This window comes from Streptomyces sp. NBC_00572 (assembly GCF_026341815.1).
Taxonomy (GTDB): Bacteria; Actinomycetota; Actinomycetes; order Streptomycetales; family Streptomycetaceae; genus Streptomyces.
This window is the reverse complement of the sequence record NZ_JAPENX010000001.1, coordinates 1,861,162-1,879,213: the sequence shown is the minus strand read 5'-3', so window position 1 is coordinate 1,879,213 and position 18,052 is coordinate 1,861,162. Positions and strand designations below refer to the sequence as shown.

Annotated in this window: 11 protein-coding genes and 3 rRNA genes; 8 read left to right on the top strand and 6 right to left on the bottom strand. The window is 67.9% G+C overall.

Annotation, left to right across the window (positions count from 1 at the left end; genetic code table 11):
• Positions 1 to 91: 91 nt before the first annotated feature.
• From OG514_RS08535 to OG514_RS08520, 4 genes are all read left to right on the top strand, one after another.
• Positions 92 to 1,617, top strand: a 16S ribosomal RNA gene (locus OG514_RS08535).
• A gap of 288 nt (positions 1,618 to 1,905) precedes the next feature.
• A 23S ribosomal RNA gene (locus OG514_RS08530) occupies positions 1,906 to 5,024 on the top strand.
• A 74-nt stretch (positions 5,025 to 5,098) separates the two neighbouring features.
• Positions 5,099 to 5,215 (top strand): 5S ribosomal RNA (rrf, locus tag OG514_RS08525).
• The 16S, 23S and 5S rRNA genes sit together here, the layout of an rRNA operon.
• Positions 5,216 to 5,405: 190 nt before the next feature.
• Positions 5,406 to 5,909, top strand: coding sequence for a hypothetical protein (locus OG514_RS08520; RefSeq protein ID WP_266892497.1), 504 nt, complete (start codon positions 5,406 to 5,408; stop codon positions 5,907 to 5,909).
• Positions 5,910 to 5,980: 71 nt separating this feature from the next.
• On the opposite strand, the gene OG514_RS08515 is transcribed toward OG514_RS08520, so the two are convergent.
• From OG514_RS08515 to OG514_RS08490, 6 genes are all read right to left on the bottom strand, one after another.
• Positions 5,981 to 7,291: a DUF58 domain-containing protein gene (locus OG514_RS08515; protein WP_266892496.1), complete on the bottom strand. Its 1,311-nt coding sequence runs from the start codon at positions 7,289 to 7,291 to the stop codon at positions 5,981 to 5,983.
• 12 nt (positions 7,292 to 7,303) lie between these two features.
• Entirely contained in the window at positions 7,304 to 8,287 is a 984-nt protein-coding gene (locus OG514_RS08510; RefSeq protein ID WP_266892495.1) for a MoxR family ATPase, read from the bottom strand.
• Complete coding sequence (locus tag OG514_RS08505; protein WP_266892493.1) at positions 8,284 to 9,480, bottom strand: DUF4350 domain-containing protein; 1,197 nt, start codon at positions 9,478 to 9,480, stop codon at positions 8,284 to 8,286. The genes OG514_RS08510 and OG514_RS08505 overlap by 4 nt, the downstream gene beginning before the upstream one ends.
• Positions 9,477 to 10,169 (bottom strand): DUF4129 domain-containing protein, encoded by a 693-nt coding sequence (locus tag OG514_RS08500; protein WP_266892492.1) that lies wholly within the window; start codon positions 10,167 to 10,169, stop codon positions 9,477 to 9,479. The genes OG514_RS08505 and OG514_RS08500 overlap by 4 nt, the downstream gene beginning before the upstream one ends.
• Positions 10,170 to 10,173: 4 nt before the next feature.
• Complete coding sequence (locus OG514_RS08495) at positions 10,174 to 11,394, bottom strand: hypothetical protein (RefSeq protein ID WP_266892490.1); 1,221 nt, start codon at positions 11,392 to 11,394, stop codon at positions 10,174 to 10,176.
• Positions 11,395 to 11,608: 214 nt separating this feature from the next.
• A complete protein-coding gene (locus OG514_RS08490) occupies positions 11,609 to 11,839 on the bottom strand; it encodes a hypothetical protein (protein ID WP_266892488.1) in 231 nt (76 codons plus the stop codon).
• 472 nt (positions 11,840 to 12,311) lie between these two features.
• On the opposite strand from OG514_RS08490, the gene mtrA reads away from it, so the two are divergent.
• The 4 genes from mtrA to OG514_RS08470 all read left to right on the top strand — a co-directional run bounded on the left by mtrA (position 12,312) and on the right by OG514_RS08470 (position 17,908).
• A complete protein-coding gene (mtrA, locus tag OG514_RS08485; protein ID WP_010356958.1) occupies positions 12,312 to 12,989 on the top strand; it encodes a two-component system response regulator MtrA in 678 nt (225 codons plus the stop codon).
• A 1-nt stretch (position 12,990) separates the two neighbouring features.
• Complete coding sequence (gene mtrB / locus OG514_RS08480) at positions 12,991 to 15,009, top strand: MtrAB system histidine kinase MtrB (RefSeq protein WP_266892486.1); 2,019 nt, start codon at positions 12,991 to 12,993, stop codon at positions 15,007 to 15,009.
• 118 nt (positions 15,010 to 15,127) lie between these two features.
• The gene (locus OG514_RS08475) at positions 15,128 to 16,933 is read left to right on the top strand and encodes an LpqB family beta-propeller domain-containing protein (RefSeq protein ID WP_266900790.1); all 1,806 of its coding nucleotides are present in this window, start codon (positions 15,128 to 15,130) and stop codon (positions 16,931 to 16,933) included.
• A 153-nt stretch (positions 16,934 to 17,086) separates the two neighbouring features.
• Positions 17,087 to 17,908, top strand: coding sequence for a ComF family protein (locus OG514_RS08470; protein ID WP_266892484.1), 822 nt, complete (start codon positions 17,087 to 17,089; stop codon positions 17,906 to 17,908).
• The last annotated feature ends 144 nt before the right edge of the window (positions 17,909 to 18,052 follow it).

The following is an 18,052-nucleotide window of genomic DNA, read 5'->3' as shown; positions in this document are numbered from 1 at the left end:
AACATACACAGCGAGGACGCTGTGGACAGTCGGCCTTATTCCGGCCTGACTGTCCCGCTCAACGCGAGTGTCACCCGATTACGGGTAAACATTCACGGAGAGTTTGATCCTGGCTCAGGACGAACGCTGGCGGCGTGCTTAACACATGCAAGTCGAACGATGAAGCCCTTCGGGGTGGATTAGTGGCGAACGGGTGAGTAACACGTGGGCAATCTGCCCTTCACTCTGGGACAAGCCCTGGAAACGGGGTCTAATACCGGATAACACCGGCTTCCGCATGGGAGCTGGTTGAAAGCTCCGGCGGTGAAGGATGAGCCCGCGGCCTATCAGCTTGTTGGTGGGGTAATGGCCTACCAAGGCGACGACGGGTAGCCGGCCTGAGAGGGCGACCGGCCACACTGGGACTGAGACACGGCCCAGACTCCTACGGGAGGCAGCAGTGGGGAATATTGCACAATGGGCGAAAGCCTGATGCAGCGACGCCGCGTGAGGGATGACGGCCTTCGGGTTGTAAACCTCTTTCAGCAGGGAAGAAGCGAAAGTGACGGTACCTGCAGAAGAAGCGCCGGCTAACTACGTGCCAGCAGCCGCGGTAATACGTAGGGCGCAAGCGTTGTCCGGAATTATTGGGCGTAAAGAGCTCGTAGGCGGCTTGTCACGTCGGGTGTGAAAGCCCGGGGCTTAACCCCGGGTCTGCATCCGATACGGGCAGGCTAGAGTGTGGTAGGGGAGATCGGAATTCCTGGTGTAGCGGTGAAATGCGCAGATATCAGGAGGAACACCGGTGGCGAAGGCGGATCTCTGGGCCATTACTGACGCTGAGGAGCGAAAGCGTGGGGAGCGAACAGGATTAGATACCCTGGTAGTCCACGCCGTAAACGTTGGGAACTAGGTGTTGGCGACATTCCACGTCGTCGGTGCCGCAGCTAACGCATTAAGTTCCCCGCCTGGGGAGTACGGCCGCAAGGCTAAAACTCAAAGGAATTGACGGGGGCCCGCACAAGCAGCGGAGCATGTGGCTTAATTCGACGCAACGCGAAGAACCTTACCAAGGCTTGACATATACCGGAAAGCATTAGAGATAGTGCCCCCCTTGTGGTCGGTATACAGGTGGTGCATGGCTGTCGTCAGCTCGTGTCGTGAGATGTTGGGTTAAGTCCCGCAACGAGCGCAACCCTTGTCCTGTGTTGCCAGCATGCCCTTCGGGGTGATGGGGACTCACAGGAGACCGCCGGGGTCAACTCGGAGGAAGGTGGGGACGACGTCAAGTCATCATGCCCCTTATGTCTTGGGCTGCACACGTGCTACAATGGCCGGTACAAAGAGCTGCGATGCCGCGAGGCGGAGCGAATCTCAAAAAGCCGGTCTCAGTTCGGATTGGGGTCTGCAACTCGACCCCATGAAGTCGGAGTTGCTAGTAATCGCAGATCAGCATTGCTGCGGTGAATACGTTCCCGGGCCTTGTACACACCGCCCGTCACGTCACGAAAGTCGGTAACACCCGAAGCCGGTGGCCCAACCCCTTGTGGGAGGGAGCTGTCGAAGGTGGGACTGGCGATTGGGACGAAGTCGTAACAAGGTAGCCGTACCGGAAGGTGCGGCTGGATCACCTCCTTTCTAAGGAGCACAGTACCGATTGCAGGCAAATGTTCTGCACGGTCAGCTCATGGGTGGAACGTTGATTAGTTGGCACAGTCTCTCTCCGAGAAATCGTTAGTACTGCTTCGGCGTGGAAAACGGGCTTCGAGGAACGGACTGTGCTTGGCACGTTGTTGGGTATCTGAGGGTACGGCCGTAAGGTTTGTATCTTCGCGATGCCGGCCCCAGTGAACTCGCTGCTTATGTGGCGGGGTGATGGGTGGCTGGTCGTTGCTTGAGAACTACACAGTGGACGCGAGCATCTGTGGCCAAGTTTTTAAGGGCGCACGGTGGATGCCTTGGCACCAGGAACCGATGAAGGACGTGGGAGGCCACGATAGTCCCCGGGGAGCCGTCAACCAGGCTTTGATCCGGGGGTTTCCGAATGGGGAAACCCGGCAGTCGTCATGGGCTGTCACCCATGCCTGAACACATAGGGCATGTGGAGGGAACGAGGGGAAGTGAAACATCTCAGTACCCTCAGGAAGAGAAAACAACCGTGATTCCGGGAGTAGTGGCGAGCGAAACCGGATGAGGCCAAACCGTATGCGTGTGATACCCGGCAGGGGTTGCGCATGCGGGGTTGTGGGATCTCTCTTTCACAGTCTGCCGGCTGTGAGACGAGTCAGAAACCGTTGATGTAGGCGAAGGACATGCGAAAGGTCCGGCGTAGAGGGTAAGACCCCCGTAGCTGAAACATTAACGGCTCGTTTGAGAGACACCCAAGTAGCACGGGGCCCGAGAAATCCCGTGTGAATCTGGCGGGACCACCCGCTAAGCCTAAATATTCCCTGGTGACCGATAGCGGATAGTACCGTGAGGGAATGGTGAAAAGTACCGCGGGAGCGGAGTGAAATAGTACCTGAAACCGTGTGCCTACAAGCCGTGGGAGCGTCGGATACAGCTTGCTGTATCTCGTGACTGCGTGCCTTTTGAAGAATGAGCCTGCGAGTTTGCGGTGCGTTGCGAGGTTAACCCGTGTGGGGAAGCCGTAGCGAAAGCGAGTCCGAATAGGGCGATTCAGTAGCGCGCTCAAGACCCGAAGCGGAGTGATCTAGCCATGGGCAGGTTGAAGCGGAGGTAAGACTTCGTGGAGGACCGAACCCACCAGGGTTGAAAACCTGGGGGATGACCTGTGGTTAGGGGTGAAAGGCCAATCAAACTCCGTGATAGCTGGTTCTCCCCGAAATGCATTTAGGTGCAGCGTCGTGTGTTTCTTGCCGGAGGTAGAGCACTGGATAGGCGATGGGCCCTACCGGGTTACTGACCTTAGCCAAACTCCGAATGCCGGTAAGTGAGAGCACGGCAGTGAGACTGTGGGGGATAAGCTCCATGGTCGAGAGGGAAACAGCCCAGAGCATCGACTAAGGCCCCTAAGCGTACGCTAAGTGGGAAAGGATGTGGAGTCGCAGAGACAACCAGGAGGTTGGCTTAGAAGCAGCCACCCTTGAAAGAGTGCGTAATAGCTCACTGGTCAAGTGATTCCGCGCCGACAATGTAGCGGGGCTCAAGCGTACCGCCGAAGTCGTGTCATTGCAGCATGAGGGCCAACGCCCGCTGTGATGGGTAGGGGAGCGTCGTGTGCCGGGTGAAGCAGCCGCGGAAGCGAGTTGTGGACGGTTCACGAGTGAGAATGCAGGCATGAGTAGCGATACACACGTGAGAAACGTGTGCGCCGATTGACTAAGGGTTCCTGGGTCAAGCTGATCTGCCCAGGGTAAGTCGGGACCTAAGGCGAGGCCGACAGGCGTAGTCGATGGACAACCGGTTGATATTCCGGTACCCGCTTTGAAACGCCCAATATCGAGCCCATTAATGCTAAGGCCGTGAAGCCGTTCCGGACCCTTCGGGGAAAGGAAAGTGGTGGAGCCGCTGACCCAAGGTGGTAGTAGGTAAGCGATGGGGTGACGCAGGAAGGTAGTCCAACCCGGGCGGTGGTAGTCCCGGGGTAAGGGTGTAGGGCGTTGTCCAGGTAAATCCGGACAGCACATAGCCTGAGACCTGATGCCGAGCCGATTGTGGTGAAGTGGATGATCCTATGCTGTCGAGAAAAGCCTCTAGCGAGTTTCATGGCGGCCCGTACCCTAAACCGACTCAGGTGGTCAGGTAGAGAATACCGAGGCGTTCGGGTGAACTATGGTTAAGGAACTCGGCAAAATGCCCCCGTAACTTCGGGAGAAGGGGGGCCACGTCTGGTGATCGGATTTACTCCGTGAGCTGGGGGTGGCCGCAGAGACCAGCGAGAAGCGACTGTTTACTAAAAACACAGGTCCGTGCGAAGCCGTAAGGCGATGTATACGGACTGACGCCTGCCCGGTGCTGGAACGTTAAGGGGACCGGTTAGCTCTGTTTCGACAGGGCGAAGCTGAGAACTTAAGCGCCAGTAAACGGCGGTGGTAACTATAACCATCCTAAGGTAGCGAAATTCCTTGTCGGGTAAGTTCCGACCTGCACGAATGGCGTAACGACTTCTCGACTGTCTCAACCATAGGCCCGGTGAAATTGCACTACGAGTAAAGATGCTCGTTTCGCGCAGCAGGACGGAAAGACCCCGGGACCTTTACTACAGTTTGATATTGGTGTTCGGTTCGGCTTGTGTAGGATAGGTGGGAGACTTTGAAGCCGTGACGCCAGTCATGGTGGAGTCGCCGTTGAAATACCACTCTGGTCGTGCTGGATGTCTAACCTCGGTCCGTGATCCGGATCAGGGACAGTGTCTGATGGGTAGTTTAACTGGGGCGGTTGCCTCCCAAAGGGTAACGGAGGCGCCCAAAGGTTCCCTCAGCCTGGTTGGCAATCAGGTGTTGAGTGTAAGTGCACAAGGGAGCTTGACTGTGAGACCGACGGGTCGAGCAGGGACGAAAGTCGGGACTAGTGATCCGGCGGTGGCTTGTGGAAGCGCCGTCGCTCAACGGATAAAAGGTACCCCGGGGATAACAGGCTGATCTTCCCCAAGAGTCCATATCGACGGGATGGTTTGGCACCTCGATGTCGGCTCGTCGCATCCTGGGGCTGGAGTCGGTCCCAAGGGTTGGGCTGTTCGCCCATTAAAGCGGTACGCGAGCTGGGTTTAGAACGTCGTGAGACAGTTCGGTCCCTATCCGCTGCGCGCGTAGGAATATTGAGAAGGGCTGTCCCTAGTACGAGAGGACCGGGACGGACGAACCTCTGGTGTGCCAGTTGTCCTGCCAAGGGCATGGCTGGTTGGCTACGTTCGGGAGGGATAACCGCTGAAAGCATCTAAGCGGGAAGCCTGCTTCGAGATGAGTATTCCCACCTCCTTGAGAGGGTAAGGCTCCCAGTAGACGACTGGGTTGATAGGCCGGATGTGGAAGCCCAGTAATGGGTGGAGCTGACCGGTACTAATAGGCCGAGGGCTTGTCCTCAGTTGCTCGCGTCCACTGTGTTAGTTCTGAAGTAACGAACCGTGCCGATATCCGGTTGGTTAACTTCATAGAGTTTCGGTGGTCATAGCGTTAGGGAAACGCCCGGTTACATTCCGAACCCGGAAGCTAAGCCTTTCAGCGCCGATGGTACTGCAGGGGGGACCCTGTGGGAGAGTAGGACGCCGCCGAACAATCATTGTGGGAAAGCCCCGCACCTTATGGTGCGGGGCTTTTCTGCGTTCAGCTACTTTCAGCCAAAGATTGATGCGTGCATGACATTTCATGCCTGTTGTGACACGCTCCGTGGCGCACTCCGAACCCGGGCGGCTCCGCTGAGCGGCTTGGGTTCCCCCACCCACAAGCTGTGGCAAGGAGAGCGACATGAAGTACACCCCCACCCTGACTGGCTTGGCCGCGCTGGTGATGGCGGTCGGCATCGGTGTTCCTACGTCGGCCTACGCGAGCGGCACCGCTGCCGGCGCGGAGGTCGACGGCGTGATCGTCGTTTCTGGGAACACCTGTAGTTGGACCGGTGCCGACGCCAGTGCGGCTCCGCCGAGCGCGCTCACCGTCGACCGGTCCACGATCAACAAGCCGGGCGGGAACCTGACCTGCGGCGGGGGCATCACCGCCTCGCTCAACAACAACCCGGCGTTCACCTTTGACGACGCCGCCGGCACGGCGACGACGGACGCCATCGACCTCACCGGGAAGCAGTCGTTCGTCTCCTGCCGCTACAAGGTGACGAACATCGTCTGGAACCGGGACGGGGCCACCAGGAAGTACGTGAACACCCCCTTCACCGCCACCAAGGTCTCGGGCTCGTTCCTGTGCCCGGGGTCCTTCAGTGCCGCGGCCGGGGAGGCCTCCGTCGTGTTTCGTTGAGTCGGGGCGCCACGCGTGATCGATGGCCGGTGCGGTGCTGTTCGCCGTGTCGGCCATCGGCGCTTGGGGCGCTACAGTCGGCCGGTTGCTTTGAGGGCGAGGTACGCGTCGGCCAGCGCGGGGGCGAGCGTGTCGGGGGTGGCGTCGACGACGGTCACGCCGTGGCGGTGGAGCTGCTCTGCGGTGCGGGAGCGCTGGGATTGGGTCTGAGTGGCTGCCGCGGCCTCGTAGACGCCCTCGATCGTGCCGCGGGTCGCGGCCATGCGAGCGATGTGGGGGTCGGAGACCGAGGCGATCAGGACCGTGTGGCGCTGGGTGAGCTGCGGCAGGACCGGGAGGAGACCCTCCTCGATCGGAGCGGCGTCGAGGCTGGTCAGAAGGACGATCAGGGAACGGCGGGGCGCGCGGGCGAGGGCCGTCGCGGCCAAGCCGCGGGCGTCGGTCTCCACCAGCTCGGGTTCGAGTGGGGCGAGGGCGCTGACCACGGCGGGAAGGACGTCGCCGGCGGAGCGGCCCTGGACCTGGGCGCGAAGGCGCCGGTCGTAGGCGAGGAGGTCCACGCGGTCACCGGCGCGGGAGGCGAGCGCGGTGAGGAGCAGCGCGGCGTCCATGGAGGCGTCCAGGCGGGGGACGTCTCCGACGCGGCCGGCCGAGGTCCGTCCGGTGTCCAGGACGATGAGGATGTGGCGGTCGCGTTCGGGGCGCCAGGTGCGGACGGCGACCGTGGTCTGGCGGGCGGTGGCACGCCAGTCGATCGAGCGGGTGTCGTCGCCGGGGACGTACTCGCGGAGGCTGTCGAACTCCGTTCCCTCACCGCGGGTCAGCACGCTGGTGCGGCCGTCGAGTTCACGGAGTCGGGCCAGGCGGGAGGGCAGGTGCTTGCGGCTGGTGAACGGAGGCAGGACCCGGATGGTCCAGGGGGCCTCGTGGTTGCCCTGGCGGGCCGCGAGGCCGAGGGGGCCGTACGAGCGGACGGTGATCCGCTCGGCGCGGCGGTCGCCGCGGCGGGTCGGGTGCAGGCTGGTGGTCAGGCGGCGGCGCTCGCCGGCGGGCACGGTCAGGCGCCGGCGCGAGGAAGCGTGTTCGGTGCCGGGGAGCCAGCTGCTGGGCGGCCAGGCGTCGCGGAGCTGGGCGCGGAGGCGGCGGCGGGACGGGTTGGTGACCGTGAGCTGGACGCCTGCCGCGTCACCGAGTCGAACGGATGTATCACCACTTCGGGTGAATTGGAGCGTTCGTACTGGCGCGGCCAAGGCGTAGTCGCACAGAATTGCGAGGGAGAGGGGCATGTTCACCGCGAGCATCCCCGTCCAGCTGGGGGCGAGGATGCCGACGGGGAGCGATCCGAGGGCGGCGATCAGCGCGGTTCGTCCGGTGAGGGCCATGGGGCGCCGTTCTCAGCGGGGTACGGGGACGTGGGCGAGGATCGAGTTGATGACGGAGTCGGGGGTGACTCCCTCCATCTCGGCCTCGGGCCGCAGGTGGATGCGATGACGCAGGGTGGGGAGAGCGAGGGCCTTCACATCGTCCGGGGTGACGTAGTCCCGGCCGGTGAGCCAGGCCCAGGCGCGGGCGGTGGAGAGCAGGGCGGTGGCGCCTCGGGGGGAGACCCCGAGCGTGAGTGAGGGGGATTCACGCGTGGCACGACAGATATCGACGACATAGCCGGCGATCTCGGCGGAGACCGAGACCTTCGCGACGGCGGCCCGGGCGGCTTCGAGTTCGGCGGGGCCCGCTACGGGGCGGACTCCGGCGGCCTTCAGATCGCGGGGGTCGAAGCCCTCGGCATGACGGGTGAGGACCTGGATCTCGTCCGTGCGGGAGGGCAGAGGGACCGTCAGCTTCAGCAGGAACCGGTCCAGTTGGGCCTCAGGGAGAGGGTAGGTGCCCTCGTACTCGACGGGGTTCTGGGTCGCGGCGACAAGGAACGGCTCGGGCAGGGCGCGCGGGGTGCCGTCGACCGTGACCTGGTGCTCCTCCATCGCCTCCAAGAGGGAGGACTGGGTCTTCGGGGGCGTGCGGTTGATCTCGTCGGCCAGCAGGAGATTGGTGAAGACCGGGCCGGGCTGGAAGGAGAACTCGGAGGTCCGAGTGTCGTAGACCAGGGAGCCGGTGACATCACTCGGCATCAGGTCGGGGGTGAACTGGACGCGCTTGGTGTCGAGTTCGAGTGTGGCGGCGAGCGCGCGGACCAGCAGGGTCTTCGCGACGCCGGGGACACCTTCGAGGAGGACGTGCCCCCGGCAGAGCAGGGCGACGACGAGACCGGTGACGGCGGGGTCCTGGCCGACCACGGCCTTCGCGATCTCGGTGCGCAGGGCCTCCAGGGAGGCGCGGGCGCTGTCCGAGTTCGTAGCGGTCTCGGGGGTCGGGGCGCTCATGAGGTGCGTACCTCTCTTTCGAGGGCGTCGAGTTGGTCCGCCAGGCGGATGAGAGTGGCGTCGTCGGCGGGAGTCGGGCCGAAGAGGAGGTTCTTGGGGTCCGCGGTGGTCTCGGGGAGACGGGCGGAGAGTGCGGGGAGGAGGCGATCGGAGGAGTGGGCGTCCTGGACGGGGACGCCCAACAGCGGGGCGATCCGGGTGCGGGTCGCGGTGCGCAGCACCGAGGCGGCGCGGTCGCGGGCGTTCGCCTTGCGGTAGAGGCGGGCGCGGCCCTCGGTGGCCTCGGAGGCGCGAAGGGCGACGGGGAGGCGCTCGGTGACCAGGGGGCCGAGGCGGCGGCCGCGCCAGATGGCGGCGAGCAGGGCCGCGATCGCGAGCTGGAGCGTGCCCCAGAGCCAGCCGGAGGGGACGAGGGCGAGGAAGTCGCCCGTCGTGTCGTCGGCGGAGGCGTCGGCGGAGGCATCGGTCAGGGAGGGGAGGTACCAGACGAGATGGGGCCGGGAGCCGAGGAGTTGCAGGGCGAGCGAGGCGTTGCCCTGCTGGTCGAGACGGTTGTTGTAGAGGATGTCGGGCGAGCCGAGGAGCACCGTGTCGGTGCTGTTCGGGCCGGGGAGCCGGAGCAGGGACGGCAGGCCGTCGGAGGGGTAGCAGGAGTCCGCGGAGGTGCCCGGGGCGGTGGCGTAGCGCTCGCCGCCGAGGTCGACGCTGCCGGCGCGGGTGGCGGCCGCCAGGGTGCAGGAGGGGGCGCGGTTCTCCACGGGGGCGCTGGTGGCGCCGGTGATCCCCGGGGCCAGGGTGGGGAGGGAGGACTGACCGGCGCCGAGGAGGACCGTGCGGCCGACGGAGTCGGTCATGGTCCGGCGGAGCGTGGACTGCTGGGTCTCCGTCAACAGGTCGGGTGTGGTGACCAGGAGGGTCGAGTCGAGGTCGGTCGCGGCCGTGGCCTCGTCGAGGGTGGTGGCGAGGTTGAGCGTGACACCGCGGGCCTTGAGGAGTTCGGCGACGGCCCGGCTGCCGGTCGGGTCGGCGGAGCGGGGGTCGAGGGCGCCGTGTGCCTCGGTGGACCGGACCGTCGCGAGGACGAGGCCTCCGATGAGGACCAGGGCGAGGACGAGAGCAGCGCCGCGGGTTCGGGTCCAGACCTGACGGGCGGAGGGGGCGGTCGACGTGGTGCTGGTGGCCGGGCGGCTCATGCGCGCGTCCCCGTGGAGGCGGTGTCGAGGGTGGGACGGGTGCGCTCCAGGGCGGTGTCCAGTTCCTCGATGCGGCGGTACGCGGGCTCGTCGGCGGTGCGGCCGCCGTATGTGACGTCGTCGAAGACGCGGACGGCGAGGCGCAGGTCGTCGGCGTGGGAGGGCAGGGAGCGGCTTGCCTCGGCGGCGGCCTCGTCCGCGGTGCGGCCGGGGCGGGGGTCGAGCAGGGCGCGTTCTTCGAGGGAGCGGACGATGGCCCGGGTGCGTTCCTGGACGGCCTGGTTCCAGCGGCCGGCCGAGGCGTGCCGGGCGGCGGCCGCGCGGTGTTCGCGGGCGGTTCGGGGGCCTTCCGCGAAGAGGGAGTCGCCGGTGGTGCCGGGGGTCCGGCGGGGGGTGCCGAGGCGCCACCAGAGGGCGGCGACCACGGCGATCACGAGCAGGACGACCACGACGAGGCCGATCACGCCTCCGGGGGTGGCACCGGACGCGGCGCCGAAGAGGTCGCCGAGCCACTCCCAGAAGCGGTTGAGTCCGCGCTGGAGCAGGTTCGGGTCGTTCTCGTGGTACATCGGCTCGGACAGCTCCCGTTCCGCCGCCTCGCGGGCGGGGACGCGGGAGATGTCCACCGGGATGTCGCCGTCGGCGCGGAGCCGCGCCGAAGCCGTGGTCGTTCCCCCCGTGACCGTCACGGCATCAGCCCCCGACGGTCTGGTCGCCCGGTGTGGGGCCGTAACCGGGGAGACCCGCGGCCCGTGCCAGTTCGAGGTCCAGGGCTTCACGGCGGATGCGCTGGTCCACGTACAGGAGGACCGTGACGCCGGCCGAGATCGGGTAGGTGATCGCGCTGGTGATCACGCCGCCGATGCCCGTGATGATGAGGAACGGCCAGCCGAAGGTGGTGGACGACCCGGAGAGCATGCCGGAGAAGCCGTCGCCGTCGACCGCGATGCCGATGATGGTGAACGGGATCGCGATGATCATGGCGAAGATGAAGATCAGCAGCTGGGTGAGGAGGGTGATGCCGAAGATCCGCCACCACGAGCCCTGCACCAGCTTCGCCGAGCGCTTCAGCGAGGGGATCACGCCCCCGCGCTCCAGCATCAGGGCGGGGGAGGCGAGGCTGAAGCGGATCATCAGCCAGATGGCCGCCGCCACGGCACCGAGTCCGCCGAGGAGGGTCAGGGCCACGCCTGCCGGGCCGCCGATCAGGAGACCGGGGAGCAGGCCGACCATGACGATGCCGGCGCTCAGCGCCGCGAGCAGCAGGGTCAGGCCGATCAGCTGGAGGAGCCTGGGCCGGGCCTCCTGCCAGGCGGCGCCCAGCGAGACCGGGCGGCCGAGGACGGCGCGGCTGATGACGACGGTCAGCAGGGCCGCGCTGACCAGGGACGCCATCAGGGTCACGAGCAAGGCCGGTCCCAGGCCGACAAGGGACGCCTGGGCCGCTTCGAGGGACTGCTCGAGCGCCTCGGCGGGGGTGGCGTCCGGGCTCGCCGCGGGAACGTCGGGGACGAGATACCGCTGGGCCAGGATGTCGGCGATCTGGGAGATCACCGCGACCGTGACGGTGATCGCCAGGACGGTGCGCCAGTAGGTGCGGAGGGTCTTCACCGCGCCGTCGAGGATCTCGCCCATGCCCAGCGGGCGCAGCGGGATCACACCGGGCTTCGCGGCCGGCGGCCTGCCCCAGTGGACGTTCGGGGGAGGAGCACCCCAGCCCGGGCTCTGGCCGGGTGCCGGGGGCGGAGTCTGGCCGGTCGGCGGGGACCACTGGCCGGCGGGCGGCTGGTCCTTGGACCACTGAGGGGCGGAGCCGTTCGCGTCGGCCGGAGCGGCGGGCCGGGGGACCCCGGAGCCGTCCTGGTCGTCGGAGGGGGCGGATCCGGGCGAGGTCCAGCCCGGAGTGTCGTTCACGGTCGTCCACCTCGGAGGAATGGTCGCGGTGCCGGATCGGCGAACCGGCTCGGTCACGGCGGCCGACACCTGGCACGGCGGCGGGCCGGGTGCCATCGTGCCACGCGGGGCCCGCCCGTGGGCGGGAGCAGCCTTGTCCTTCGTACCTTTGTCCGGACCTTCGGTGTGCGAGCGGCGGAGGGGACCGTGCGGATAACCGATCATCACGGTCGAATCAGTCCCCACCACCCGCTCCGCCCCCGAAGCCGACGCTGCCGTCCTGACCGCTGTCCGTGGTGTGGGCGGGGCCGTCGTCGAGGGCCCTGCCCATGCGGAGCAGCGTGCGCCCCAGGCTGTCGGGGACGGTGCGGGTGCTGAGCAGTCCGGACCGGACGGGGCCCGGGTCGAGCGCTGCGGGGCCCTCACCTGCGTACGCGGGGAGGCTTCCCGCAGATGCCGCGGTCACCCGGTCGGCGCCGCCCCGACCGGGTGGTCCGTCGTCGCCGGCCGCGGACAAGGCCGAGGGAGACGAGTCGGCGGGCGAGTTCGTCCACCTCGGGGGAGCGCCTGAGGGCCTCGGGTGTGTGGTGGTACGTCGTTGCCCTACCGCCTCCCCTCCGCGGACGCGCCGTTGCGCGCATGGGTTCGCGGCGGGGGAGCTCTGGCTCGGGTATCTGCCGTGCTCAGAGGTTTTTCCGAGCTTTGACGGCCGTTGGGGGGAGCGGGATGGGGCGGGATCGCGCGGTCGCGTGCGATGCATGGGCTGGGCAGGGCGGCACGCGGTACGGTTCGGGGCGGCCACGGGGGTGACAGCCATGACTGACATCGACACCCACGGACACGGACGGTCATCAGTACCGATCCAGGACGTCACCGCAGGTCAGTGAGGTATCTCACCAGCCGCCTTGAGACTGATACGGAAATGGGATGATGTCGATATGAAGGGACGCGTTCTTGTCGTCGACGACGACACCGCACTGGCCGAGATGCTCGGCATCGTGCTGCGGGGAGAAGGGTTCGAGCCGTCGTTCGTCGCGGACGGTGACAAGGCGCTTGCCGCATTCCGGGAGGCCAAGCCTGACCTGGTGCTGCTCGACCTGATGCTCCCCGGAAGGGACGGCATCGAGGTGTGCCGCCTGATCAGGGCCGAGTCGGGTGTGCCGATCGTCATGCTCACGGCCAAGAGCGACACGGTCGACGTGGTCGTGGGTCTGGAGTCCGGGGCCGACGACTACATCGTCAAGCCGTTCAAGCCGAAGGAGCTCGTGGCCCGTATCCGGGCACGCCTGCGGCGGTCCGAGGAGCCGGCTCCCGAGCAGCTCACCATCGGTGACCTGGTCATCGACGTGGCGGGGCACTCCGTGAAGCGGGACGGGCAGTCCATCGCCCTGACCCCGCTGGAGTTCGACCTGCTCGTCGCGCTGGCGCGCAAGCCGTGGCAGGTGTTCACCCGCGAGGTGCTCCTGGAGCAGGTCTGGGGCTACCGGCACGCGGCCGACACCCGGCTGGTGAACGTGCACGTCCAGCGGCTGCGCTCGAAGGTCGAGAAGGACCCGGAGCGCCCGGAGATCGTGGTGACCGTCCGTGGTGTCGGGTACAAGGCGGGACCGAGCTGACATGAGTAGAGGCAGTACTGCTCCGAAGCCCGGGGACCCGGGAGACCGTACGGGGCGGGCTGCCGGACCGGGGCGGGGGGGCTCGCGTTCCGGCCGCCCGCCGCGCGGTGGAAGGCTGTTCAGGGACGGGGCGCCGGGTGGACCGGTCCTCCGGCTCTTCGCGCGCTGGGTGCGCCGACCGCTGCTGCCCGCCGTGCGGCTGTGGCGGCGGAACATCCAGCTGCGCATCGTCGCGGGCACCCTGCTGATGTCCCTGGGAGTGGTGCTGCTGCTCGGCCTGGTCGTGATCGGCCAGGTCCGCAACGGACTGCTCGACGCCAAGGAGAGGGCCGCCCAGAGCCAGGCCGCCGGCGGGTTCTCGGCTGCCCAGGACCGGGCGGCGACGACCCCTTCGGCACCCGGCCAGCAGGACGGCGGGCGCGCGGGTGCCTCCGTGAACTGGCGCTCCACGCTCGTCGAGCAGCTCGCCAGCGGTGGCCAGAGCGCCTTCAACGTGGTCGCGCTCTCCCTCGACACGGGTGAGGCCGCGAGCCGCGGCGCCCGGGCCTCCGGCGAGGTCGACCCGACCACCAGCATCCCCGCCGAACTACGGCACTCGGTGGCCCAGGGCACGGACACCGTCCAGAAGTTCACCCGCATCCACTACACCAACGGCAAGGCGTCCGAGGCCGGTCTGGTGATCGGCAAGCGGCTCAACGACGCCGAGGGCACCCAGTACGAGCTGTACTACCTCTTCCCGCTGACCCAGGAGGAGGACTCCCTCACCCTGGTCAAGGGCACCCTCGCGACCGCCGGGCTGTTCGTCGTGGTGCTGCTCGGCGCCATTGCCTGGCTCATGGTGCGCCAGGTCGTCACGCCCGTACGGATGGCCGCAGGGATCGCCGAACGGCTCTCGGCCGGCCGCCTCCAGGAACGGATGAAGGTCACCGGCGAGGACGACATCGCCCGGCTCGGCGAGGCCTTCAACAAGATGGCCCAGAACCTCCAGCTCAAGATCCAGCAGCTGGAGGAGCTGTCGCGGATGCAGCGACGGTTCGTCTCGGACGTCTCGCACGAACTGCGCACCCCGCTCACCACGGTCCGGATGGCCGCCGACGTGATCCACGAGGCGCGGGTCGACTTCGACCCGATCACCGCCCGTTCCGCCGAGCTCCTCGGCGACCAGCTCGACCGTTTCGAGTCGCTGCTCTCCGATCTCCTGGAGATCAGCCGCTTCGACGCGGGAGCTGCGGCCCTGGAGGCCGAGCCGATAGACCTGCGGCAGGTCGTGCGCCGGGTCATCGGCGGCGCCGAACCCCTCGCCGAACGCAAGGGCACCCGGATCGTGGTGGTCGGTGACAAGCAGCCCGTGGTGGCCGAGGCGGACGCCCGCCGGGTCGAGCGGGTCCTGCGCAACCTCGTCGTCAACGCCGTCGAACACGGCGAGGGCAAGGATGTGGTGGTGAAGCTGGCCGCCGCCGGTGGAGCCGTCGCCGTCGCCGTGCGCGACTACGGCGTCGGACTCAAGCCGGGCGAGGCGACCCGGGTCTTCAACCGCTTCTGGCGCGCCGACCCCGCCCGTGCGCGCACCACCGGCGGCACCGGCCTCGGCCTGTCGATCGCGGTGGAGGACGCGCGGCTGCACGGCGGCTGGCTCCAGGCCTGGGGCGAGCCCGGCGGAGGTTCGCAGTTCCGGCTCACCCTGCCGCGTACCGCGGACGAGCCGCTGCGGGGCTCCCCGATACCCCTGGAGCCCGAGGACTCACGGCGCAACCGCGAGCAGGCGGCCGCCGGGCGCGCCCAGGACAGCGCCCGCCTCACCGCGGTGCCGGTGCAGCCCGCCGGCGACCGGCCCCAGCTCCCCGTACCGCCGAGGCTGCCCGCGCCGACGCGGGCGACCGTCGACCCGACCGCCCTGCCCGGCAGCGGCTCCCGGGTCGTGGCGCGCGCGGCGACGGAGAACGACGGCGGCGGGACGGGTCCGGCGACGGCAGACGCACACGGGAACGCGGAGTGGGAGGACGGGACACGTGGGCGCTGACTCCCGAAAGGGGCACGCGGGGCGGGGCTTCCGAATGAGGCACGGAGTGTGGGGCTTCCGAGTGGGGCACCCGGATCAGGGACTCCACCCGGGGCAGGGACGGAGTGTGCGCGCGGTGATGATCGCCGCGTGCGGCGGTCTCCTGGTGACCGGGTGCGCGACGATGCCCGACAACGGGGACGTCCAGCCCGTCAAGGGCGCCAACCAGGGAGACTCGCAGGTGCGGGTCTACGCCGTCGCACCCCGGGAGACCGCGGACCCGGACGAGATCGTCGACGGCTTCCTCGAAGCGATGACCAGTGACGACCCCGGCTTCGCCACCGCCCGCAAGTACCTGACGAAGCACGCCGCGCAGACCTGGAAGCCCGAGCAGAGCATCACCGTGCTCACCACCGCGCCCGACCGCGACCAGGCCGACCGCAACGCCGACCCCGACAACCAGGGCCGCGCCTATCCGCTGTCCGGGCGCAAGATCGCGACCGTGGACGACCGTCACGCGTACCAGCCGATCAGCCCCGCCAAGTACCTGCAGTCGATCCACGTCGTGCAGCAGCCCACCGCCAACGGCAAGGGCAGGGAGTGGCGCATCGACAGCCTGCCGCCCGGCCTGGTGCTCGGCGAGGCCGACTTCCTGCGCAACTACCGGTCGGTCAACAAGTACTACTTCGCCTCCGGAGAGGACTGGGTCGTCGCCGACCCGGTCTACATCCGGCAGCGCCAGGACCCCGTCACCCGGATGGACCCGGTGACGCAGACGGTCAGGGCGCTCCTCGAAGGCCCCACGGACTGGCTGAAGCCGGCCGTCGACTCCAGCTTCCCCTCCGGTACGGAGCTGAAGAAGGGCGTCACCACGCTCACGACCGACGACCAGTCCACGCTCAAGGTGCCGCTCAACGCCAAGGCGGACCTGGTGGGCGGCGAGCCGTGCCGCCGGATGGCGGCGCAACTGCTGTTCACGCTGGGCGACCTGACCTCCGTACGCGTCGAGCAGGTGGAGCTCCAGGGGTCGAAGGGCCCGCTGTGCAGGCTCGGCAAGGGGCAGGCGGCCGAGTTCGCCGCGGTCCGGAACACGGACCGGGACGAGAACCCGTACTTCGTCGACGAGCACCACAAGCTGATGATGCTGGATGTCGGGGGCAAGGAGGCGAACGCGCCCACCGAGGTGCCCGGCCCGCTCGGCAAGGGCACCACGCGGCTCCAGTCGGTCGCCGTCGACCGGGGCGAGACCCGCGCCGCCGGGGTCGGGGAGGGCGGCCGCGAGCTGTACGTCTCCTCCATCACCACCGAGCAGGAAGCGGCGTCGGCGATCCTGCGCAGCAAGGCCGCCAAGCCCACCGAGCGGCTGTCCGCGCCCAGCTGGGACGGCCGGGGCGACCTGTGGATCGCCGACCGCGACCCCGCCGCGCCCCAGTTGTGGATGGTGCCCGACGGCACCGGTGACCCCGTCAAGGTGCGGACACCGTGGCCGGCGGACGACGTCAGGATCGAGTCGCTGCGGGTCTCCGCCGACGGGGTCCGGATCGCCCTCGTGGTCACCCGGGGCGGGGACACGACCCTGCAGATCGGCCGGATCCAGCGGCAGACGTCGGGCGACGAACCGGTCGTCTCCGTGGACGACCTCCAGCCCGCCGCGCCCCGGATGGAGTCGGTCACGGCCGTCTCCTGGGCAGGGCCGAGCCGGCTGGTCGTCGTCGGCAAGGAGGCGGGCGGCGTCCAGCAGATCCGCTACCTCCAGACGGACGGTTCGACCTCGGCGAGTTCGGTGCTCCCCGGTCTGAACGGGGTCACCTCGGTGGCCGCGCCGCACGACGACTCCGTGCCGGTGGTCGCCGACTCGGGCAACGACGGCATCGTGCGGCTCGCGCCGGGCACGAACTGGCAGCCGGTGGTCAAGACCGGGACCTCGCCCGTCTATCCGGGTTAGCGGACTCCCACCACCCGTCGGGGGCCGCCCCCGCCACCCCCGCCGCGTGACCTCCGCGGTGGGCGGGGCGGGGCGCACCTGACGTACTCCGGGGGCACCCGCGGGTTTTCCACAGGGGTGGCCGGGGTGCTCGGGAAGGCGCACAGTGGAGCCATGCGGGGGTGGTGGCGCGAGATCGCCGGGCTGGTGCTGCCGGTCGCCTGCGGAGGCTGCGGCAGGCCGAGCACGGAGCTGTGCCCGTCGTGCGAGGACGCTCTGAACGGGGCGGGGGAGGGGCCGCGCAGGGTGCGGCCGTCGCCCGAGCCGGCCGGGCTGCCCGTCGTCCATGCAGTCGCGCCGTACGCCGATGCCGTACGTGAACTCCTCATCGCCCACAAGGAACGCGGGGCGCTCCCTCTCGCCCGACCCCTGGGCGGCGCGCTTGCCGCCGCTGTGGAGACCGCTGCCGGGGTCACCGAGGGCCCCGGGGCGCGACCGCTGCTCCTTGTACCGGTGCCGTCCTCGCGGCGCTCCGTGCGGGCGCGTGGCCACGATCCGACGCGCCGGATCGCACTGGCCGCGGCTGCCCGGCTGCGGAGCGCGGGACGGTCGGCGCGGGTCGTGCCCGTGCTGCGGCAGCGGCGGTACGTGGCGGACCAGGCGGGGCTCGGAGCGCGCGGACGGCTCGCCAACCTCGCCGGCGCGCTGGAGGTCGTGCCCGGCGGCGGGCGGCTTCTCGGGGCGGGAAGGGTGGTGCTCGTCGACGATCTGATGACCACGGGAGCCTCGCTGGCGGAGGCGGCGCGCGCCCTCGGAGCCGTACACCTTCCGTTCATTCCTGGAATACCGCACGGGTTACCGGCAGGTTTACCGGACGGTTCGGCGCAGCACGGATTCGAACAGCGGGCAGCGGCTGTGATCGCATCCTCTCCCGCCTCGTTCGAAATAAACCGGAACTCGCCAGGAACTTGGATCGTTGCAGGTGGTGAGAGGTGAAAGCACTCGAACGGAGCTATGTCGCGGTAGCGGGTGCCGACACCCGTCCGAAGGGGCTATGTTCGGTTGTGAGGAATGGTGAAAGCCATCGCCTCACCGAATACATGGTTGCGCCTACAGGACAGGAGTTCAGGGCGAATTAAC